The following is a 22,277-nucleotide window of genomic DNA, read 5'->3' on the forward strand; positions in this document are numbered from 1 at the left end:
TACCTGTCGGACCGCGATCTTGTCCCCCGCGTTGCCCACGTCAAGGCGGCCTATCGCGAAGACGATCGATTGACGCAACCGCATCGCGCGCCAATATACTAACCATGGAAAGCAATTGGCCGTGATCGGGTTCGCACCGCTGATCGCATTTCATCATGCGACCTTCGCATGCCCCCGGCGCGAACGGGGCCGTATCGAATATTGCTGATAATTGAACCAGGAAGGAACTGCGCGTGGCGACCGACGCCGACAACAAATCGACCGAGGTGAAGAAATCTCCCTTCGGCAACCGTGAGGAAAGTCCGAAGCGGCACGTCGGCTTGCGCATGACGGTGATCGCGCGGCTGCTGCGCAACAATTTCGACCGCAAGGTCGCGGTGCTCAACGTCACGCGCTCGCAATGGGCGATGATTGCGACGGTGGCGCGCCATCCCGGCTCTACCCAGCGCACGATCGCGGAATACCTGGAAATGTCGGAAGCATCGGCTGGCCGCCTGATCGATCGGCTCTGCGCTGACGGCCTGCTCGAACGGCGTGACCGCCGGGACGACCGGCGCGCACGCGCGGTCTACCCCACCGAACAGGCACGTCCCCTGCTGGTCAGGCTCGGCGCTATCGCCAACGAAAGCGAGCAGCGCATGTTCAATGGCTTTTCCGACGAGGAAATCGAGCAAATGCGCGGTTTCATGGATCGCATTTATGACAATGTGTGCCGCGGCTGAAACGGCGTCCATCGGCCGGATGGAGCATCGTCCGCAAAAGTGGGAACCCGGTTTTTCGCTTAAAACGATGCGATAACAAAAACCAGGGCGGGTGACTTGCGCCGGATTTCGCCCCGGATTTCGCACAGCCCGCTCAGAACGCGCACAAACAGAAAGGGCGGCGCCGAAGCACCGCCCTTTCCGCCTTGAGAGCTCGTGAAAAGCTTACTTGATCGAAGCAAGGTCCCGCTTCGAGAGCGCGGTCGTGACCTTGCCGTTAACCTCGCTGAGGGTCGAGGCCGGAACCGTGACGAGACGGCCGTCCAGCATGACCTGCGGGTTACCGTCGGCAGTGACGCGGTATACCGGGGCGATGCGATAGCCGTTCGCCGAGTAGAGCATGGCGCCGGCATTCACCTTGACGGGGGCGGCGGCTTCCTCGGTAACTTCGCGGACCGACTGGGTGGTTTCAGCGAAGACGGCGGAAGGGATACCGGCCAGAGTCGCGAAAGCGGCAAGGGCGGCGAGAGGGGCGAACTTGTTCATCGTGATAATCTCCGAAATTATGAAAACTGCGAACTGGTGGCTTCTTCACCTTACTAACCTAGGTTAGGAGTTGTTCGCACCAAAGTCAATTGCAATTGTTGCAACTGCGAACGCGGTTTGCTCAAAAGCCGGACTCCATCGCGGGTCGCGGCGGGAGAGCCAGCCGGGCGCGGTGCTCCGGGGTCAGGGAGCGGAGGACCTTTTCGCGGCTTCTCATGGCGGCGCGGCCATGCATAATATTCTATCGGCACCGCTCGAACTCGGCCTTGAACGGGAACCGATCGCATGCCTAAAGACACGCCGTGCGATTGCATGGGGATGCGCAAGCCCCCTATGCTGGACATTCAACATCAAACACCCGCCAAGAAGGAACCCGAGATGAAGCCTGGAACCCGCCTCAAAAGCGCCGCCTGCGACACCGAAGTCATGGTGATCCGCTGCGCCGACGGCCAGATCGAATGCGGCGGCGCGCCGATGGCCGAAGCCAAGCCCGCCGAGCCCGCGCCGCTCGCCGCCGATTTCTCGGCCGGCACGCTGATGGGCAAGCGTTACGTCGATGCCGACGGCAAGTACGAACTGCTCTGTGTCAAGCCGGGCAAGGGCTCGCTTTCGGTTGACGGCGTCGCGCTGGTCGTCAAGGACGCGAAGCCGCTTCCGGCTTCCGACTGATCGCCCATCCGCCAAGGCAGCAATATACGATGAACATTGCCCTCCTTCTCGAAATGGCGGCGGAAGCCGCGTCCGATCGTATCTGCCTTGTCTGCGACGGCAAGCGCTGGACTTATGGCGATCTGCTCGATGCCGCGCGCGGCGCTTTCGAACTGATCCAGGAGAGCGAGGCCGAATACGTCGCGCTGCTGGACGAAAGCAGCGAGGCGGCGGTGATCGCGGTGTTCGGCGCGGCGCTGGCCGGGGTGCCCTATTGCCCGCTCAACTACCGCCTGCCCGATGCCGACCTGGCCGCCCTGCTCGGCCGCATCGCACCGGCGCTGGTGATCGGCGACGAGGAACGCGTGACCCGGCTCGCAGGAGATCAGGGCCACACGATCTACTCGCGCGAGGAATTCACGCTCAAGGCACAGGAAACCGTGCCCGCCGACGACGCGCGCGAGTACGATCCGGGCGAAGGCATCGCCATCCAGCTCTTCACCAGCGGCACCACCGCCGCGCCCAAGGCGGCGATCCTGCGCCACTCGAACCTGCTCGGCTACATCCTGGGCACCGTCGAGTTCGCCTCCGCCGACGAGGCGGACGCCGCGCTGATGGTGGTCCCGCCTTATCACATCGCCGGCATTTCCGCCCTGCTCTCCTCGATCTATGCCCAGCGCAAGATCGTGATGCTGCCCAATTTCTCGCCCGAAGGCTGGCTGGGCCTGGTGGAGGCCGAGGCGATCACCAATGCCTTCGTGGTGCCGACCATGCTGGCGCGCATCGTCGATGCCATGGAGAAGGGCCTGAACGCCGATGTCGCCACGCTGCGCGCGATCGCCTACGGCGGCGGCAAGATGCCGCTGGAGGTGATCCACAAGGCCCTGGAGCGCTTCCCGGGCGCCGGTTTCACCAATGCCTACGGCCTTACCGAAACCAGTTCCACCGTCGCGCTGCTTGGCCCCGACGATCACCGCGAGGCGCTGGCGTCCGACGATCCCAAAGTCCGCGCCCGCCTGACCTCGCTCGGCAAGCCGATCCCGACCGTCGAGATCGAGATTCGCGGCGAGAACGGCGAAGTCCTGCCCGCCGGCGAAGCGGGCGAGATCTACGTGCGCGGCGAGCAGGTCTCGGGCGAGTACAAGGAAAAGAGCGCGCTCGACGCGGAAGGGTGGTTCCCCACGCGCGATGCGGGCTACATGGACGAGGACGGCTACCTGTTCCTGTCCGGCCGGGCCGACGACGTCATCGTGCGCGGCGGGGAAAACATGTCGCCGGGCGAGATCGAGGACGTGCTGCTCACCCACCCGGCCATCGCCGATGCCTGTGCCTGCGCGATTCCCTCGGTGGAATGGGGCGAGGCGGTGGGCGTCGCCGTGGTCACGCGCGACGGGCACGAGCCGCCGTGCGAGGCGGAGCTGAAGGACCTCGTGCGCTCGCGCCTGCGTTCCTCGCGCGTGCCCGAGAAAGTCGCCTTCGTCGCGGAGCTGCCCTACAACGAGATGGGCAAGCTGCTGCGCCGCAAGGTCAAGGAAGTCCTTGCCGACTGAAACCCTGCCCTCCGGCCCGGCGATACCCCTGTCGCGCTGGGCCGACCGGCAACTGAAAGCCATGGCGCGCGAGCACGGCCTGGCCGCGCTTGCCGCGCTGGAAGGCGCCGCCCTGATGGGAGAGCGCGCGTCGAGCGGCGGCTATCGCATCGCCGGACGCGTTTCCGCCGGAGCAGGCGGCAGCCGGCTGCTGCCGACGCGCGATGGCGGCTGGTTCGCATTGACCTTGATCCGGGACGAAGACCGCGCACTGCTGCCCGCGTTGCTGGGCGATGCCGGCCTGTCGATCCACGACGATGACGCGATCACCGCGGCAGTGGGACAGCACGATTGCGCCGCGCTGGTCGAGCGCGGCCGCGTCCTGGGGCTGCCGGTCGCCTCCACCGACGAAACGCCCGCCGCGCCGCCCGTGGAGATCATGACCCTCGGCCCCCGCCGCCGGCGTCCGCCCGGCCACCGCCCGCTGGTGATCGACCTGTCCGCGATCTGGGCTGGGCCGCTGGCGGGTCATCTGTTCTGGCAGGCCGGCATGGACGTGGTCAAAGTGGAGAGCCGGGGCCGTCCCGACCTGATCCGGCACGACGATCCGGCGATGTTCGCCCTCGTCAACCAGGGCAAGGCCAACGTCCTGGTCGATTTCTCCAGCGAGCCCGAGAAAGCGGCGCTGATCGCGCTCATCCGCCGCGCCGACGTGGTGATCGAATCGTCCCGCCCGCGCGCGCTGTTGCACCTGGGCGTCGATGCCGGGGCGCTCGTCCGCGAAGTGCCGGGGCTGGTCTGGCTTTCAGTGACCGGGCACGGCGCCAGCGGCGATGCGGCGAACTGGGCAGGCATCGGCAACGATTGCGGCGTGGCCGGCGGCCTGTCGCGCGCGATGGCCGACCTGACCGGCGAGATCGGCTACGTCGGCGACGCCATCGCCGATCCGCTCACCGGCATTCTCGCCGCGCGCGAAGGGCTCAAGGCCTTGCGCGGCGGCATGGCCCAGCGCATTGGCCTGTCGATGAGCGCGATAGCGGCCATGGCCCTGGCCGAGGAACGCGCGCATGACCGCGCCGCCATCGACGCCGAGCTGCGGGCGTGGGGCGAGTCGGGCGGCCGCTTGTTCCCGCAAGTACCGCCCCGCACCCCGCGCGCCGAAGTCCGCGCGCTGGGGGCCGATACCACGCGCTGCCTGCCGGAGCTTGCCCGGTGCTGATCCGCAATGCCGAGGTTTGGCAGGCCGGCCCGGCCGACGTCCGCGTCGAAGCGGGGCGGATCGCCGCGCTCGGCACGCTGCCGGCCCTGCCCGGCGAAACGATCGTCGATGCATGTGGCGGCGCGCTGCTTCCCGGGCTCCACGATCACCACATCCACCTCGCCGCGCTGGCCGCGCGCAAGTCTTCGGTCGCTTGCGGCCCGCCGGAGGTCCGCGACGCGCAAGACCTTGCCCGCGCGCTGGACCGCCCGGGGACCGGCTGGCTGCGGGGCATCGGCTTTCACGAAAGCGTGCTGGGCGGCATCCTGCCCGATGCCGCCGCGCTCGACCGGCTGGTGCCGCACCGGCCCTTGCGCATGCAGCACCGCACCGGCCGGATGTGGCTGCTCAATTCGATGGCGCTGGACGAACTGCTGCGCGCCGCCGCGCCGCCGCCGGGGATCGAGCGCGAGGGCGGACGGTTCACCGGGCGGCTGTTCGACGAGGACGCCTGGCTGCAGCGCGCGCTGGGCAGCCGGCCCCCCGACTTTTCCGAAGCGAGCCGGGAACTGGCGCGGTACGGCATCACCGGCGTGACCGACATGTCACCGCGCAACGACCCGGCGATGGCGGCGCATTTCGCGCGGCAGGCGGCATCGGGCGCGCTGCGGCAGTCGCTCGTCCTCGCCGGGACGCCCGCGCTGGCGGAGGCGGCTTGCGAGGGATGGCGGCTCGGCCCGGTGAAGCTCCATCTGCACGAAGCCGCCCTGCCCGATTTCGACACGGCGCTGGCCTTCGTGCGGGCGGGCCATGGCCAGGACCGGCCGGTGGCGGTGCACTGCGTGACCGAGGTGGAGCTGGTCTTCGCTCTGGCCCTGCTGGAGGAAGCGGGCCACCTGCCGGAAGACCGGATCGAGCATGTCTCGATCGCCGCGCCCGAACTGGTCGCGCGGATGGCGGCGCTCGGAGACGAAGCGGGGCTGCGCGCCTGCGTGCAACCCCACTTCGTCTCCGAGCGCGGCGACCGTTATCTCGCCGATGTCGAGCCGCGTCACCACGGCGACCTCTATCGCCTGCGCAGCCTGCGCGAGGCCGGAATCGTCATGGCCGGCGGCAGCGACGCGCCTTACGGCAGCCCCGATCCCTGGACCGCGATGGCGGCGGCGACAAGCCGGCGCACCAGCGGCGGGGCCGTGATCGGCCGGGACGAGGCGCTGACCCCAGAGCAGGCGCTGGCGCTCTATCTGGCCGATCCGCTCGACCTGGCCCGGCAGCGCCGGGTCGCGCCGGGCGAGCCCGCCGACCTCTGCCTGCTCGATCGGCCCTGGGCCCAGGCGCGCGCGCGGCCGCGGGGCACGGACGTCGCCGCTACCTGGGTATCAGGGCGCCTCGTCCACCAGCGCGTCGACAAGGCCCCAGTCGAGCGCTTGCCGGGCGCCGATGCGGCGCCCTGACAGGATCATCAGCAGGGTTCGCTGACGGCCGATGCGGCGCGTCAGCGATACGCAGCCGCCGGCGCCGGGAAGGATACCCATGGCCAGTTCGGGAAGCTGGAACCAGGCGCGGGCGGTCGCCGTCACGCGCCGCGCGAAGGCGGCCAGTTCCAGCCCGGCGCCGACGCAGGCGCCGTCGACGTGAACTTCCAGGCGATCGGCGCAGCGCAGCGCCTCGCGCGCAGGCAGGGTATGGCAGCGGATCCTGTGCGCGGTGGCCGGGTCGGTAGTCGTGCCGAACTCCGCCAGTTCCGCGCCCAGGCTGAACGCCTTGCCTTGCGCCCGCAGCAGGACGCGCGCGATGGTGGGATCGGCGTTGGCGAGCGCGAAGGCTTCATGCAGGCCGTCGCGCATCGCCCGATCGATCGCGTTTCCCGCCTCGGGCCTGTTCAGCACGACCACCAGGTCGTCCTCCTCCCGCGCCAGCATCACTCGCCCGGTCGGAGGCACGCGCTCGTCCCGGGGACGCGCGGCGATCCACGCGCGGTGGGCTTCGCTGCCTTGCAGCATGGCATAGGCGAGCGACTCGACGGTCAGCCCCTGTTCGAGCGGCAGCGCGGGCAGCAGGCGCAGCACTTGCGCCGCGGTCGCGGCGGCCAGCGGCTGGCGCGCGGCGGCCCGCACGACGGCGTCCGGATCGAACCGTTCGTCCACCACGGCATCCAGCCGCGCGGCGAGCGGATGATCCGGCGCCCCGATCCCGATCACCGGGCAGGATGGCAGGCTGATGCCGGGGATGTCCGCGCTTTCCCGGGCAAGATCGATCAGCGCGATCGGCCCCCGCCACTGCCCGGCATCGCTTTCCAGCCGGGCGGCCGGGATGGTGAAGGCGGCGGGAGACGTGGCTTGCATCATGGTCATGCGAACCCGGCGCCGGGATCGGCACCCTTCGACCGGGGGATCGGACCCCGGCCCGGTCTTCGTGTTCCCTGCTCCAATATCACGAACCCGTTTCCCCTTGACCACCCTGGCCCTACCGCCGCGCGGCTTTGTCCGCCAGCCCCCGGAGGCCTTGACGCCAGACGCCCTGCCGAGGCGGACCGGCGCCCCGACTGGCCGCGAACCTATCGTCCGTGGCCGGCGCGCCTCTTCCCCGGCCGCGCTGCAGGCCCGGAAAGGGCCCGCAGCAGCGCGCGGAGGCGCGGTCCAGTCAACTACTTATTCGCAGGTGCACAAGACCCCCGGGCCTGCTCCCAACACACTCCAACGAACGGCATCCACCAAGAAGAACGCCGTCACGTCGCGGGAGGGGCCAGGAAATCACAACCCCGGGGGCGTCGATGTTCAGGAATGTTCACACCACCTGCCTGCTGACCGCAGGCGTTTCGCTGCTCGCTTTCGCATCGGGAACAGCACAGGCCCGCAGCGACGACGCTGCGGCGTCGGCCAGCGCCACCGCGAGCGCCGAAGCCGATACCGGCCTCGGCGACATCGTCGTCACCGCCGAGCGGCGCGAAATCAGCCTGCAACAGGCACCGCTTTCGATCAGCGCGATTTCCAGCGACACGCTGAGGGCGGCGAACGTAACCGACATCACCGGCCTCAACGGCACCGTGCCGGGGTTGGTGATCGCGAAGAGCGGGGGCGGCGAACGCATGCTCTCGATCCGCGGCATCGGTTCGGAGACGCCGGAAAACACCAATACCCAGCCCGGCGTTTCCTATCACATCGACGGCGTCTACATCTTCAACTCGATCGCGGCGAGCGCGGCCTTCATCGACGTCGCCCAGGTCGAAGTGCTGCGCGGGCCGCAAGGCACGCTGTTCGGCCAGGGATCGACCGGCGGCACGATCAACGTCGTGTCGATCGACCCTTCGGCCGCCGATTTCAGCGGCAACATCGGCGCCGGCATCGGCAACTACAACTACAAGGAAGGCAACGGCGCGCTCAACGTGCCGATCAGCGACACGCTGGCACTGCGCGGCGCCTTCCAGTTCACCAAGCATGACGGCTATGCCCATGCAACGCAGGTTCCCGGCGTCGAGAAGTACGACCTCGACGACGAGGACAGCACCGGCTGGCGCATCGGCGCGAAGTGGTCGCCCACGAGCAACCTTTCCGTCACGCTGAACACCATCCAGTACGACAGCAACACGCATGGGCCGGCCCAGAAGAACATCCTCGACCCCGAGACCGACCCGCGCGTGCTGACCCAGGACTATCCGGGACGCTCGGTGGTCAAGACCCAGCTCTACACCGGGGTGGTGCGCTGGGAGACGCCGTTCGCGGTCATCAAGTCGATCACCGGCTTCCAGAAGCTCCATTCCGAACAGGCGTGGGACGCGGACGCGCTCGATACCGACCTGTTTTTCGCCCAGACCTACAGCCCGCTGAGCTTTACCGGCTATACTTACGACCACGTCGCCCTCTGGCAGGCCGACACCAAGAGCTGGAGCCAGGAAATCAACATCGCCTCCAACACCGCGGGGCCGTTGAGCTGGGTCGCGGGCGCGGTCTACCTGTGGTCCAAGAACAGCCAGTACATCAACGAATACAAGGGTTCGGACGACGATTTCCTGCGTCCGCCGCTGGCGATGAACACCGCCTACGACGACGCGGCGGTGGGCTTCCTGACTTACGCCGAGCTATCGTCGATCACGCGCGAGGACTATGCGTTCTACGCCCAGGCCACTTACGCGCTGACCGACAAGCTCAAGCTTACCGGCGGCGCGCGCTACAACCATGACAAGGCCTCCGGCACTTACGACAGCCTGTCGGGCGGCAGTTCGTCGCAGACCTCGGGCAGCTATCTCCAGCCTTCGGCCACCGCGCCGCGCAAGGCCTCGGCCTGGACCGGCAAGGCGGCGCTCGAATACCAGTTCGATCCCAGCCACATGGCCTATGCCAGCTTCACCAGGGGCTTCAAGCCCGGCGGCATCAACTCCGGCTCCGCCTCCGGGTTCGGCGCCTATCCGATCTTCGGCTGGACCGACGCGATCAAGCCGACTTACGCGGAGGAAAAGGTCGATTCCTTCGAAATCGGCACCAAGAACCGCTTCATGGGCGATACCCTGCAGCTCAACGCCTCCGCCTTCCTCTACAACTACAAGAACATGCAGTTCCTGGAGGAGGATCCGGTGCTGTTCGCCAAGGGCATCAGCAATGCGCCCAAGGCGCGCGTCTGGGGCGCCGAGATCGAAGGTTCCTGGCTGGCGACCAGCGCGCTGCGGATCGACGCCTCGGGCTCTTGGCTGGAAGGCAAGTTCACCGCCCACTACGGCGCGCTCGATCCGACCGCGGCCTCGGCGGCGCAGATCGCGGCGGGCTATCCGGACTACCTGTTCTGGACCAACTTCTACGCCGCTTCCGCCGCGCGCGAATCCGCCCGGGTGGACATCGACGGCAACCGCGTGCCCAAGCTTCCGCGCTGGCAGGGCACGATCGCGGCGACCTATACCGCCGAAATCGGCCCCGGCAAGCTGACGGCGCGCGGGCAGGTGATCTATCGCGGCAGCTACCAGTCCCGCGTGTTCAACACCGGCACGGTGGATCAAACGCCGGGCTATGCCCAGGTCAACGCGATGCTGAAGTACGAGCCGACCGATACCAACACCGACATAACCCTGCGCGTGACCAACCTGTTCGACAAGAACGGCCTCAATTCGCGCGTCACCGATCCCTACGGCAGCAACCAAGTGTTCGATACCTATATCCCGCCGCGCCAACTGATCCTGTCGATCGGCTACAAGTTCTAGGCTTCCTTCTCCCTCCGGGAAGCGCGGGAGGGCGTGGCGGACTACCGCCACGCCCTCTTTTTTCGGCACCGGGGGCCACGATCAACTCTTCTTGCGCGAGTCACCAAGAGCGCGGTCGCCGTCCGTGCGAACCTCCGCCGGTCGATTTCCAGGACGCAGCAGGAGCTTCTATGCCGCGAAAACTCATCGTCATGTGCGTCGCGTCGCTTGGCTTTTTCTTCGTCACCGCCACGACGTTCACCTCGCTGGGATATGTCCTTTACACGATGGTGGCCGAACTGGGCTGGTCGCAGGCGGTCGCCGGGCTGAGCTTCTCGCTGCTGGGGCTGGCCTGCGGGCTGGGCAGCCCGCTGCCGCCGATCATCATGAAGGCCGTCGGGACGCGGCTGACCATGTTCGCCGGCTGCATCGTGCTGGCGAGCGGATTCTTCATCGCCTCGATCATCCAGCACCTGGGCTTCTTCTTCCTGGCGACGACGCTGATGGGCCTGGGCTTTTCGCTGGTGGCGCCCTCGCCCGCGATCTTCCTGCTGGCGACGTGGTTTCCCAGGTCCTCGGCGCGGATGATCGGTTTCTACTTCATGACCGGGGCCGCCGGCGGCATCGCCGGGCCACTGATCGTGGAGGGCATCGTCGGCTTGACGGGCAGTTGGCGGCTGCATTGGATGGTGATGGGCATCTTGGCGCTGCTGCTCGGCGCGCTGTGCCTGCTCGGCATCCGCGACGCGGTGAAAGTCGAAAGCGTCAAGCAGGTGACCGGCGCCGGAAGCGGCGGGAGCAGGACGAACGGGAGCGAATCGCCCTGGACCGTCCACGCGGCCGTGCGCAGCCCCACCTTCCTGATTCTCGCCTTCGCCATGATGGTCGTGCAGACGGTGATAACCACCGCGCATTCCACGCTGGTCTCCCACGTCGCCACGCTCGGCGTGGGGGCCGGCCCGGGCGCGGTCGCCATGAGCCTGCTCGCCTTTGCCGCCACGATCGCAAAAGGCTGCACCGGCGCCCTGAGCGAACGGGTTCCCCCCAAGCGGCTGCTGGTCATCGGCCTGGCCTTGCTCAGCATCGCCATGACCATGCTCTACGCGGCCGGCGGCCTCGCCATGGCCTATAGCGGGGCAGCCATCATGGGGCTTGGCTGGGGAATCGCCTGGCTCAGCGCCCACGTGCTGCTGCTGCGCTACTTCGGCGCGGCAATCGCCGGGGACATGACCGCAATGGCCACGACGGCGACGACTTTCGCGGTACTGGGCCCGATCATAGCCGGCAGGGCGGCCGATATGACGGGCAGTTTCGGCCCCGCCTTGTTCGGCTTCGCGATCCTGCTGGCCTTCACCACCCTGTCGACGGCGCTCTTCCTGCATCCGCCGGTGCGGCGTGGACGAGAGGCCGAGGCCGAATTTCCGGAAGACGCCGGCCTCGTGCCGGCGGAATGAGCCGCGGCGCGATGCAAAAAGCGACTGCACCAAAACAGACGGCGCGCGATACAAGGCGCGGAAACGGGCCGGGTGGCCTCTACCGGCCAGGCCGCCTTTACGGGCCTAACTGCCTTTACGGAATCGTATCATGACACTTCTGACCGACCAGTTCTTCGACAGCTTCGCCAGTTCCATCGAGGACACGCTGAAAGCCGATACCCTGCCCCCGGCCTGCTATACCGATCAGGAGTTCTTCCGTTTCGAACGCGACGCGATCTTCCACCGCGAATGGCTGTGCGTCGGCCGCGTGGAATGGCTGGAGAAACCTGGGGACTACTTCACCGTCACCCACGCGCAGGAACCCATCATCGTCGCGCTTGACCGTGAGGGGCAGTTGAACGCGATGTCCGCCGTGTGCCAGCATCGCGCCATGCTCGTCGCCGAGGGCGCCGGCAACGCGCGCGCCTTCGTATGCCCCTACCATCACTGGACCTATGACCTGGACGGCGCGCTGATCGGCGCCCCGGCCATGAACCGGACCTGCGACTTCGACAAGGCGGGTGCCAGCCTGCCGAAGATCAGGATGGAAACCTGGCATGGCTTCATCTTCGTCAACTTCGATCCTGAGGCGCTGCCGTTGACGCCGCGCCTGGCGGGGATCGAAGCCGTCGTCGCCAACTACGAATTCGCCGGCGCGCGCGGCCCGCGCCCGGATGCGCCGCCTTCCTATCCCTGGAACTGGAAGGTAATGTTCGAAAACAACAACGACGGCTATCACGCCAACCGCCTCCACGCCGGGCCGCTGCACGATATCGTGCCCAGCGCGCTGGCGAGCTTTCCCGAACTGCCGCCGGAAACCGCCGGATATTACCGACTCAACGGATCCCTGCATGCCGATGCGAGCTTCAACGCCACGCAGAAGGCGGTCTTCCCGGTCTTCCCGAAGCTGACCGAAGAGGAGCGCAACCGGCTGCTGTTCGTCAACCTGCCGCCCAGCCTGTCGCTGGTGGTGATGGCGGACATGGTCATCTACATGATTCTCCACGTGGAGGACGCGGAGCATCATGCGATGACCACCGGCATTCTTCTTCATCCCGAAGCCCAGGCCGATCCGCTGTTCGAGCACAAGATGCGGATGAACATGGATGCGGTGGCGGAAATCATCGCCCAGGACATGCATGTGGACCGGCTGGTGCAGAAAGGCCTGGGTTCGAAATTCGCGCCGCGCGGCCGGTACAGCTGGCAGGAAGGGGCGCAGCGGCAGTTCAACCTGTGGCTGGTCGATCGCTATTGGAGCGAATGGAACCGTCGGCGCGGCCCTTCCGCACCGGTCACCCAGTTCCGGCGTACCGGCGCCGCCTGACGCCGCTTCCCGATGCCGTCGCGGGCGCGGAATCCACGCGCCCGGTCAACCTTTCGTGCGCGCGCCGCAGAACGCGCCGCGCACGCGCTCGATCAAGAAGGAACCTGCCGCCGATGACCAACAGCCTGATTTTCGTCGATCTTGCCTCGGACGATCCGGCCGCCGCCGGCGCCTTCTATGCCGAAGTGTTCGGCTGGGAAAACGATGCGCGCCCCCAGGGGATCTACCACCGCATGGTGCCCGGCGGCTTCTTCAAGCACGCCGACGGTTCGGACAGCCGGATCGGCAACCTGCACCTGGGCATTTTCGATGCCGCCAACGCCCGTCCCCATCCGGACCCGGCCGGCGCCGAGCCGCGCGCCATTTCCGCCGGTGGCCGCAAGCCCCGCGTCTGGGTGCTGGTCAGCGACGACGACACGCCCGAGCGGATCCTTGCCACGGCCGAGAAGCTGGGCGCGACCGTGCTCTGGCGCAATCACTACTGGAAGGAATTCAACGGGTACAACCACTGCTTCGTCGATCCCTGGGGCAACGAAATCCTGCTTTGGGGCAAGGCCGGCGAAAATCCCCGGATTCCCGATGATTACACGCGGGAATGACAGCGCCCTGGCCTGAAACGCGGCGACAAGTTGTTGTGCGTCGTGCCGCAAGACCGCGACACCTCCCGCTTCCTAGCCTTCGGGCATCGGCAGCAGACCTCCGGATCGCAACCAGTGAACTCTCCCATCGCAAAGCATAGCTGACACGAATGAGCCGCCTTCCACTCGTTTTCTTTGGCCACGGCAGTCCCATGGTGGCGCTGGAGAAGAGCACCCTGACGCGGTGCTGGGCGGGGATCGCCGCCCGCATCGGCAAGCCCAGGGCGATCCTGTGCATCTCCGCCCATTGGCTGACCGATGGAACCGCCGTCACGGCGATGCCAGAACCGCGCACCATCCATGATTTCGGCGCCTTTCCGCAGGCCCTGTTCGACGTGCGCTATCCCGCGCCCGGCGATCCCGACCTGGCGCTGCGGGTGCGGGAGCTGCTGTCCCCCATGCCCGTCGCGCTCGACCATGGCTGGGGGCTGGACCACGGCACCTGGTCGGTGCTGGTCCACGCCTATCCCGAGGCCGACGTACCCGTCGTCCAGCTGGGCATGGACTTGTCCAAGGACCCCGCCGCCCATTGGGAAGTGGGCCGCCGGCTCCGCCCGCTGCGCGACGAAGGCGTGCTCATCATGGGCACCGGCAATATCGTCCATAACCTGCCGGCGATGGACTGGAACAATCCGGCCGCTCCCCCCTACGACTGGGCGGACAGGTTCAACGCCGCCATGATTTCCGCCATCGCCGAGGATCGGCCCCAGGTCGTGATCGATTTCGAGGCGCTGGGCGAGGCCGCCCACCTCTCCGTGCCGACGCCCGATCACTTCTGGCCGCTGCTCTACGTGCTGGGCGCCCGGCACGATCGGGAGAAGGCGGAATTCGAGGCCGACTTCATTCACCACAAGTCGCTCGGCATGGCCAGCGTCCTGATCGGCGCGTCATGACCGGGCTTTCCCCTTTCCCTCCTGCCTCAAAGGAGTTTTGATGGCACTTATCAGCCTTAAGCCCGCCGCGGTTCGCGAGGATGCGCGGCCAAGTGCCCTGCATTTTCTCCGCGCGACGCCGGAAACGGTGCACTGGGGCTATTTCTCGCCCGAGATCAAGCCGGCGCTGACGGTCAAGAGCGGGGACCTGATCCAGGCCCAGGCCGTCACCCACCATGCCGGGGACGATCCCACCCTGATGTTCGACGAGGATATTCGCCGGATCTTCACCGAAATCGATCCCGAGACGCGCGCGCCCGGATGCCACATCATGACCGGACCGATCTACATCGAAGACGCGGAACCCGGCGACATGCTGGAAGTGCGCTATTTCGAAATGGTGCCGCGCTTCAATTACGGATCCAACCTGCAGGCCAACTGGGGGCATCTCTACCAGGAATTCGGGGAGACCGAGCGAATCACGATCTACAAGCTCGATCGCAACGCCAATACCGCAAGCGCCATGTACGCCTATGACGTGCCGGACAAGTACATGGTGCCGGGCCGCATCACCCACTGCCCGGAATGCGATCGCATGCCGGCGCTGCCGGGCATCTCGATCCCGGCGCGCCCGCACCTGGGCACCGCCGGGGTGGCGCCGGCCGTGAACGCCCCGGTCAGCACCATTCCGCCGGGCCTGCATGGCGGCAATATCGACAACTGGCGGATCGGCGCGGGCGCGCGCATGTATTATCCCGTGCAGGTCAAGGGCGGGCTGTTCTCGATCGGCGATCCCCACGTCAGCCAGGGCGACGGCGAGATCAGCGGCACGGCGATCGAGGCTTCGCTGGACGTGCTGTTCCAGATCATCCTGCGCAAGGACTTCAGCTTCCCCTCCCCCTTGCTGGAGACCGACGACTGCTGGATCGTCCACGGCTTCGGCGCCGACCTGGACGAGGCCATGAAGAACGCCTCGCTCGACATGCTGCACCTGCTGACCGAACATCAGGGCCTGTCGCGCACCGACGGCTATTCGCTGATGAGCGTGGCGGCCGATTTCGGCGTGACCCAGGTGGTCGACGGCACGCAGGGCATACATTGCCGCATCGAAAGGCGCATATTCCCGGACAAGGGCACCTTCCGCGATCCGGGGTAAGGACACCCGCCGCTTCGGCAAGCACAGGCAGGCATGATGGAACCGCACCCATGGCCAACGATCTGATCGACGTCCGCCCCATGACCAAGCGCATCGGCGCGGAAATCTTCGGCGTGGACCTGGCCCGCCCGCTCGGCAACCGGGCCTTCGGCGAGATCCACGCGGCGCTGATGGAGCACCAGGTCGTGTTCTTCCGCGACCAGGCGCTCACCCACGATGCGCACAAGGCGCTGGGACGCGTGTTCGGCGATCTCCACATCCACTCCGGCGTGGCGGGCCTGCCCGATCATCCCGAAGTGGTCGCCATCCATGCCGACGAGAACAGCAAGTTCGTCGCCGGAGAGAACTGGCATTCGGACCTCAGCTGCGATGCCGAGCCGCCGATGGGCAGCATCCTCTACATGCATACCGTACCGGAGGACGGCGGCGATACGCTGTTCGCCAGCATGTATGCCGCCTACGACGCGCTGTCCCCGGCGATGAAGGCCTTTCTCGAACCGCTGACCGCGGTGCATGACGGCAACCACGTCTACAAGGCGCTGTTTCCGGATTCGACCAGGACCTATCCGTGCAACGCGCACCCGGTGGTCCGGACCCATCCCGTCACCGGCCGCAAGCTGCTGTTCGTCAACGGTTCCTACACGACCCGCATCGAGCAGTTGTCCCGCGACGAAAGCGCCGCGGTCCTGGCCTTCCTGTTCGAGCATGTGAAGAACCCGAACTTCCACGTGCGCTTCCGCTGGCGGCCGCATTCGGTGGCGTTCTGGGACAATCGCTGCACCCAGCATTTCGCGGTGTGGGATTATTTTCCGCAAGTGCGCTCAGGTTTCCGCGTCACCGTCGCCGGCGACCGTCCCCGGTGAGAGGCCGCCGATGAAGCGGATGAAGCGGGCCGCGCCGGCGGGCCTGTTGCTGTGGGCCTGCCTGCCGGGAGCGCCGATCACGCCGGCATGCGCCGAACCGGCCAGGGAAGCGCCCTCCCCTTCGCCCGCCAAAAGGCTGCGCGCGCAACTGTCGGCCATGGTCGATGCCGGGGAAATTCCCGGCGCCATCGCGCTGGTCGTGCAGCACGGCCGGCCGCTGCTCTCGGTCCGGGTCGGCTACGGCGACGTGGCGACGCGGACACCGATGGCCGAAGACGCGATCTTCCGGCTCTATTCGATGACCAAGCCGGTCACCACCGTGGCCGTCATGATGCTGGCCGAGGATGGCCGCCTGTCGCTCGGCGATCCCGTCGGCCGCTACCTGCCCGAGCTTGCCGGCTTGCGCGTGTACGGCGCCGGCACGCAGGAGCCCCTGACCACGGTGCCGGCGGCGCGGCCGGTGACGATCGAGGACCTGCTGCTCCACAGGTCCGGGATCACTTATGAATTCATGGGCAACACCCCCGTCCACCAGTTCTATCGCCGCCACGGCATCAGCCGCGCGACGGCGGTCGCCAGCACCCGGGCCCAGGCCGCTCCCGCCCGCACGCTGGACGAACTGGTCGCCCGGCTGGGCACGGCGCCGCTGCTGCACCAGCCCGGCGAACGCTTCAGCTACGGCTTTTCGACGACCGTGCTCGGCGCCGTGATCGAACGCGTATCGGGAGAGAAGCTCGACCGCTTCCTGAAGCGCCGCGTCTTCGGCCCGCTGGACATGCCCGACACGGCCTTCGTCGTGGATGACCGGCACCTTCCCCGCCTCGTCACCAACTATGCGGCAAGCGATGGCGGGCTGCGGGCGGTCGATGAACCCGCCACGTCCGAGTATCGCGATCCTGGCCGGCTGCTCGACGGCGGCGGCGCCTTGACCGGCACGATGCGCGACTATCTCCACTTCGCGGAAATGCTGGCGCAGCGAGGCAAGTGGAAGGGACGGCGGATCCTGGCGGCGAAAAGCGTGGACGCGATGTTCACGCCGCGCCTGCGCACCGGCGCCGCGACGCCGGAAGACGATTCGCCCTTTGGCTACGGCCTGGCGATCGGCGATGCCGGGACCGAGGCGATCGGCATGATCCCCCGGGGCGCGGGCGGCTGGTCGGGATCGGCCGGCACCTATTTCTTCGCCGATCCGGCCCATGGCGCCGCCGCGATCCTGATGACCAACGTGCTGTCCCCGCCGCCCTACACGGCGCGCGCCTATCGCCTGCGCGCGCTGCTGGACCAGGCGGCACTGGCTGTTATCGAGCGATAGGACCAAGCTCCATCGGGCGAGGCCCGATGCCAAGTCTCACTGATCGCAACTCTCGTTTCCCTTCGTCGTTACGAACCGCCGTGGGTGGCGCGGCAATCCAGCGCGGTTTACGCGGCCCTGGATTGCTTCGGCGGCTCCGCCACCTCGCGGCGACGAAAGCCGGGCGTTGAAACCTGGCCGGGAGGATGCCGTGCGCGCCGGGCAGGGCAAAGGCCGCGTCAACTGGTGAACAGCGATTTCCTGATGATCGCGTGAACGCCCCAGTTGCCGTTGACCACTTGCGACACGCCGAAATCCACGCCGACCGAGAGCAGCGAAATCGCTTCGTCCTCGCTCAGGCGTTTGGCGGTCATCAGGAACCGGCGCGCCTTGCGGAAGGCGTCGCGCATGGCGGCATCGACCGAGGATTGCTTGTAGACCTCGCTCTGCGCGTCCTCGCCCAGCTCCTTCAGGTAATCGGGGTGACTGAAGCCCATGACGACCCATTCGGTTTCGGTCTCGATCAGCGGATAATCGAGATCCCGGAACTGGTCGACCAGGGTCGAGGCGCGATGGTGGACGATCTGGATGAGGGCATTCATCGAACATTCGATGGCCGTGCCGCAGAGTTCGGAATCCCCCTGCGATGCGTGCGGGTCGCCCAGCGACAAGAGCCCGCCGGACACCTGCACCGGCAGGAAAATGCGCGATCCCGGGCCCGTCCGCCAATTGTCGAGGTTGCCGCCGAACGCGGCCGGCGGCACCGAATCGACCAGGCCGTTGTAAGCGGGAGCCAGGCCGATGAAGCCGAAATGCGGCCGGATCGGAATCTCGACATTGCGCAGCACGTCATAGTTGCGCTCCGTCGTCGCGGGATCGACCGGCACGCCGGGATAGTCGTAGCGCGCGTGGCGGATGCCGGATGGATCGACCTGCTCGGTCCAACGAAAACTGTATACCGCGTGCGCCGTCGGCATCCTGCCGGCGGCGGTTTCCACTTCGTAGATGGTGATGACTTCGCGCTGCTTGGGCTCGGTCAACAGGTCGTGATAGTGAAAGCCCCAATACGTCGCGGCATTGCTGCCGAAGCATTTGCCCGCGAAACGGGGATTACCGCTCGGCCGCGGCGCCAGGTCGAGCACCCGCACTTCGATCAGGTCGCCCGGCTCGGCGCCGTCGACGGCGATGGGCCCGGTGCAGATATGCACGCCAAAGCCCTCGCCCGGGCCGCGACCGAAGGCGCTGGCATCGATCGGTCCCGCGCCCCTGCGTTCCACCGCCTTGCCGGTTTCGTCCCAGCGATAGACGCTCTCCACCCCGGCATCCCCTTCCACCATCCGCTCCGGATCGTCGTTGGCATGGTGGGTCAGCGTTTCGATCGTGACGAAATCGCCCGACCGGACCTGGAGCACGGGCTTCAACGACCGGCTGAGAAAGCCCCAGTGGATCGTTTCGGGACTCGCCGGCAAGTGATGATGCCGGACCGACGGGCCGCTTTGCACGCCGCCGGACGCCATCAGGGCGGAGGAGGCGGCCGATGCTCCGGATTCGCCGTCGATCTCCGGCTCGATTTCTGGCTCGCCGTCGGTTTCCAGGTCCGCTTCGGAAATGCCGGCCGCATCGTCGTGGACGCGCGCCGGCACGCGTTCGCCGCGCGCGGGGCGGCCCCGGCGCAGCAGCGTCACTTCCTCCTCCTCGCTGTCCCGCGCCTTCCGGTATTCCCTTGGCGATATGCCGTACTGTTCGCGGAACGCGCGGCTGAACGAAGCGGAATCGTTGAAGCCCCATTCGAACAGGATGTCGGAAATCGACTTCTGGACATGCAGCGGGCTGCGCAAGTCCAGGCGGCAGCGCTCCAGCCTCCGGACTTTCACATAGTGGCCGAAGCTGTCGTTGATCGATTCGAACAGTTTCTGGAGATAGCGGGAGGAAATGCCGTGCTCCGCCGCGACCTGCTGGTAATTGAGTTCAGGATCGCTCAGCCGGATTTCGATGGTCTGGAATATCCGTTCGAGAAGGGCCGCGCGCATGCCCGCCGCGCCGCCCAAGGCCTTGACCGGAGCGTTGTCCAGCAGGCTGGTGACGAGGAATTCCGGAAACGCCAGTTCGACCGGCCGTGCCTGGTCCGTCGAGATATCCGGCAAGACATCGGCCAGCGAGCGCAACATGCCCGAAAAAACTCGCGCCGTCCCGGAATCGGTCGCGATCATGCGCGGTTCGCCCGCGATCGGCGTCTTGAGCCGCATGCTGAGCACGCTTTGCGGCACCCGCACCACCAGGCTGCGATTGTCGCCGGTGAAGCTCAGATTGGCGGCGCGATCGCCGCGTCCGCAGATGATCTCCCCGTCGAGCAGCCGCAGGGTCTGCTGCGCTTCGCGTATCGTCGCGGTCCCGTCCAGGATCATCGCCAGCCAGTAGGATCCGGGCTGCTCGCGGAAATCGATGGTCCAGGACTGCGGCGTTCCGGTTATCCGTATGAAATCGATGCCGGTGCTGCTGCGGAACTGGATGAGTTCGCCGTAGAGCGTGGCGTCATCCGCCTCCGCAAGCGTCAACGACAGCCGCTTCAGCGCGAAGCCCCAGGCATCGCGCCGCTGTTCCTTGGGATAGGCGTTGGTCGTAAAGCGCAAAGATCCAACCACTCGTTATCAGTGGCACCCGCTTCCCCATCCACGATCTGGTGTCGGCTGCGCAAAGGCTATTGGCGGAAACGGGAACCGTCAATCGCGACCACCGCCCCGAACGCCGGGTGGTCAGAAGGGCGTCCCATCTCCGTACACGCTGGTGGTGCCGCCGGCATCGCCCGAAGCATTGCCGCGACCGCACACGGCCAGCATCGTCAAGGCATAGATCAGCGCGCTCGATGTCATGTCCCCGGGCATCGGGCGCCAGCGCGGCATGCCGGTGGTGACCGCCGGGACACGGTGCATGTTGAACACGTTATGATCCCGCCACATGCTGGAATAAACCGGATTGGCCCGTTCCAGCGGTGCCGCGCGCGCCAGCCGGGTGGCCGCATCGACCGCGCCGACCAGCGGCGCCACTTCGCCCGGAACCGCCTCGAAACCATGGCGGACCACCATCGGTTCCACGTCGAAACCCTCGACATCGACCGAGCGCATCGCCGCGACGATGCCGTGATAGGCGTCGGCCGCCTTCTGGCGGGGGTTCAACGTGACATCGATATAGAGCGCGCAGACTTCCGTGCCCGCCCCGAAATCGAACGGGATCCCCCCGCGCACCGACGCGATCTGGACTTTGGGCACCACACGGCCGCCGGGCGTTTCGATCGTGCTCTCCCGCTCGAACGCAAGGCTCCAGGCATGGAGCGCGTCGATCACGGGGCCCAGCCGATAGATCGGATTGGGATGCCGGCGGGCATCGGCGGGCGCTTCCAGGATCGGCGTGAACACGCCCCGTCCGAACAGGCGGACCCGGAACAGCGCATAGCCGCACCCCAGCCAGGTCAGGCCGAAATCGGTGCCTTCAGCGGCAATGGCATAATCGGGCGCGACGCCGCCGTGATGGAACAGATAATGGGCGCCGATGTCCTTGCCGTTATAGGCGATACCGGAAAACTCCTCGATCGGTTCGGGCCCGATCTCGCCGGGACAGGCCGTCAGCCAGGTCTTGCCGGCCAGCGCGATGCCGGCTTTCTTCAGCGCTTTCGCGGCGATCAGGAAGCACGACATGGGGCCGCGATCATTGGCGATGGGATAGCCGCGCAGCTTGCCGTCCTCGATCCAGCATCGCGTCCATTCGGGATCCGCCAGCGTGGATTCGCGATACCGGAAGGCGTCCTGTTCCGGCATGCCGCTGGGGCTTTCGGTGTCCAGGTGCGCGGTGAACAGCAGGTTCGCGCCCTGCCCCGTTCCGCCATATTCGCCGATCACGTTCATCCGCTCGGGCGTGGCCCCGACCAGGCGTGGGCGAAAGCCCTCCCGCGCCATCCAGTCGCGGACGAACGCGGCGGCGGCGGCCTCTTCGCGCGATCGGCTGGGTATGTTGCCCAGGGCCAGGGCGAGATCGACCAGTTCGTCGGTGTCGATCGCGGCGGCGATGGCGTCGCGCTCCTCGGGGCTCACGGCATAGGGGGCCTTGGCCGGATCGGCGAAAGCCGGCACCATCGGTTCGGGGCAATCAGCCATCGCTCGCGTCCCTGCCCCGCGTCATTCGCCGGCCGGCAAGGACAGGGCCGCCACGCGCGCCGCCGCGTTTCCGCCGTGGTGCCAGGCCGCCTCGACCGCATCGGTGGTGGTCAGGAGCGCGCAGTTCTTTTCCAGCGCATTCAGCGCGCTTTCGTGCAGGCCCGGCTCATAGGCCGCGCAGGCGTCGGAAACCAGGAACACATCGTAGTCGCGATGGAAGGCGGCGCGGGCGGTCTGGTCCACGCAGCAATCGGTGCTGAGCCCGCAGACCACCAGCGTATCTATGTCGCGGGCCCGCAGCCGCGCGTCGAAGTCCGTCCCATGGAAGCTGTCGTAGAGCAGCTTCTGAACCTCGATATCGCCCGGTTCGGGGAAAATGCGGTAATAGTCGGCGCCGCCGCCCTCGGCCCGGCAGATCGCCTCGCCGCCCGGCTGCCCGCGCCGGGCCATCAGCGTCTTGAGCGCCCGCGAGTCCGTCTCCGGGCGCGTCACCACCCGCATCAACGCCACGGTCGCGCCCGCCCGCCGGGCTGCCGCGACCAGCCGCTCGCAGCGATCGATGGCCTCGTGCGCGGCCGAGAGGTCCACGCCCAGCCGGCCCAGCAGCCCTTCGGGCGCGGCGAAATCGACCTGGACATCGACCACCACCAGCGCGGTGCGCGCGGGGTCGATCATCCCGGGCAGCCGCGCCGGATCGATGTGAGGAAACGCCGCGGGCATG

General features: G+C 67.1%; 18 protein-coding genes. 13 read left to right on the plus strand and 5 right to left on the minus strand.

The features are described 5' to 3' along the window. Positions 1-233 precede the first annotated feature (233 nt). Positions 234-722 (plus strand): MarR family winged helix-turn-helix transcriptional regulator, encoded by a 489-nt coding sequence (locus tag BM052_RS13825; RefSeq protein WP_177198481.1) that lies wholly within the window; start codon positions 234-236, stop codon positions 720-722. A 204-nt stretch (positions 723-926) separates the two neighbouring features. On the opposite strand, the gene BM052_RS13830 is transcribed toward BM052_RS13825, so the two are convergent. Beyond that, complete coding sequence (locus BM052_RS13830; RefSeq protein WP_091147823.1) at positions 927-1,247, minus strand: hypothetical protein; 321 nt, start codon at positions 1,245-1,247, stop codon at positions 927-929. 378 nt (positions 1,248-1,625) lie between these two features. On the opposite strand from BM052_RS13830, the gene BM052_RS13835 reads away from it, so the two are divergent. The 4 genes from BM052_RS13835 to BM052_RS13850 are packed head-to-tail and all read left to right on the plus strand — an operon-like array spanning position 1,626 to position 6,076. After that, positions 1,626-1,916, plus strand: coding sequence for a hypothetical protein (locus BM052_RS13835; protein WP_091147900.1), 291 nt, complete (start codon positions 1,626-1,628; stop codon positions 1,914-1,916). Positions 1,917-1,945: 29 nt separating this feature from the next. Next, positions 1,946-3,445, plus strand: a complete 1,500-nt coding sequence (locus BM052_RS13840; protein ID WP_091147824.1) for a class I adenylate-forming enzyme family protein — start codon at positions 1,946-1,948, stop codon at positions 3,443-3,445. Then, on the plus strand, positions 3,435-4,643 hold the full coding sequence (locus BM052_RS13845; RefSeq protein WP_255406141.1) for a CoA transferase: 1,209 nt from the start codon (positions 3,435-3,437) through the stop codon (positions 4,641-4,643). The genes BM052_RS13840 and BM052_RS13845 overlap by 11 nt, the downstream gene beginning before the upstream one ends. Beyond that, positions 4,637-6,076 (plus strand): amidohydrolase family protein, encoded by a 1,440-nt coding sequence (locus BM052_RS13850; RefSeq protein ID WP_091147826.1) that lies wholly within the window; start codon positions 4,637-4,639, stop codon positions 6,074-6,076. The genes BM052_RS13845 and BM052_RS13850 overlap by 7 nt, the downstream gene beginning before the upstream one ends. On the opposite strand, the gene BM052_RS13855 is transcribed toward BM052_RS13850, so the two are convergent. Further along, entirely contained in the window at positions 6,002-6,976 is a 975-nt protein-coding gene (locus BM052_RS13855; protein WP_255406142.1) for an enoyl-CoA hydratase/isomerase family protein, read from the minus strand. The two genes, BM052_RS13850 and BM052_RS13855, sit on opposite strands and share 75 nt — an antisense overlap. Before the next feature lie 419 nt (positions 6,977-7,395). Between BM052_RS13855 and BM052_RS13860 the strand changes: the two genes are divergently transcribed. From BM052_RS13860 to BM052_RS13895, 8 genes are all read left to right on the plus strand, one after another. After that, on the plus strand, positions 7,396-9,810 hold the full coding sequence (locus BM052_RS13860) for a TonB-dependent receptor (RefSeq protein WP_091147827.1): 2,415 nt from the start codon (positions 7,396-7,398) through the stop codon (positions 9,808-9,810). A 170-nt stretch (positions 9,811-9,980) separates the two neighbouring features. Then, positions 9,981-11,243: an MFS transporter gene (locus BM052_RS13865; RefSeq protein ID WP_255406144.1), complete on the plus strand. Its 1,263-nt coding sequence runs from the start codon at positions 9,981-9,983 to the stop codon at positions 11,241-11,243. A gap of 130 nt (positions 11,244-11,373) precedes the next feature. Next, complete coding sequence (locus BM052_RS13870) at positions 11,374-12,588, plus strand: aromatic ring-hydroxylating oxygenase subunit alpha (RefSeq protein WP_091147829.1); 1,215 nt, start codon at positions 11,374-11,376, stop codon at positions 12,586-12,588. Positions 12,589-12,701: 113 nt separating this feature from the next. Continuing rightward, positions 12,702-13,187 carry a VOC family protein gene (locus BM052_RS13875; RefSeq protein ID WP_091147831.1) on the plus strand — a complete coding sequence of 162 codons (486 nt, stop codon included), beginning with the start codon at positions 12,702-12,704 and terminating at the stop codon, positions 13,185-13,187. Between the two features lie 149 nt (positions 13,188-13,336). Next, entirely contained in the window at positions 13,337-14,119 is a 783-nt protein-coding gene (ygiD, locus tag BM052_RS13880; protein ID WP_091147832.1) for a 4,5-DOPA-extradiol-dioxygenase, read from the plus strand. A 40-nt stretch (positions 14,120-14,159) separates the two neighbouring features. Further along, a complete protein-coding gene (locus tag BM052_RS13885) occupies positions 14,160-15,254 on the plus strand; it encodes an acetamidase/formamidase family protein (RefSeq protein WP_091147834.1) in 1,095 nt (364 codons plus the stop codon). Positions 15,255-15,304: 50 nt separating this feature from the next. Next, the gene (locus BM052_RS13890; protein ID WP_091147835.1) at positions 15,305-16,117 is read left to right on the plus strand and encodes a TauD/TfdA dioxygenase family protein; all 813 of its coding nucleotides are present in this window, start codon (positions 15,305-15,307) and stop codon (positions 16,115-16,117) included. Between the two features lie 10 nt (positions 16,118-16,127). Then, the gene (locus BM052_RS13895) at positions 16,128-17,429 is read left to right on the plus strand and encodes a serine hydrolase domain-containing protein (protein WP_091147837.1); all 1,302 of its coding nucleotides are present in this window, start codon (positions 16,128-16,130) and stop codon (positions 17,427-17,429) included. A gap of 218 nt (positions 17,430-17,647) precedes the next feature. Here the strand turns inward: BM052_RS13895 and BM052_RS13900 are convergent, their stop codons facing one another. The 3 genes from BM052_RS13900 to BM052_RS13910 form a co-directional block, all read right to left on the minus strand. Beyond that, on the minus strand, positions 17,648-20,050 hold the full coding sequence (locus tag BM052_RS13900; RefSeq protein WP_091147838.1) for an acetamidase/formamidase family protein: 2,403 nt from the start codon (positions 20,048-20,050) through the stop codon (positions 17,648-17,650). Positions 20,051-20,161: 111 nt separating this feature from the next. Continuing rightward, positions 20,162-21,556, minus strand: coding sequence for a zinc-binding metallopeptidase family protein (locus tag BM052_RS13905; RefSeq protein WP_091147840.1), 1,395 nt, complete (start codon positions 21,554-21,556; stop codon positions 20,162-20,164). A 21-nt stretch (positions 21,557-21,577) separates the two neighbouring features. After that, a complete protein-coding gene (locus BM052_RS13910) occupies positions 21,578-22,276 on the minus strand; it encodes a cysteine hydrolase family protein (protein ID WP_177198483.1) in 699 nt (232 codons plus the stop codon). Position 22,277: the final 1 nt, after the last annotated feature.

The sequence above is a fragment of the Novosphingobium sp. CF614 genome, assembly GCF_900113255.1.
In the GTDB taxonomy this organism is placed as follows: Bacteria; Pseudomonadota; Alphaproteobacteria; order Sphingomonadales; family Sphingomonadaceae; genus Novosphingobium.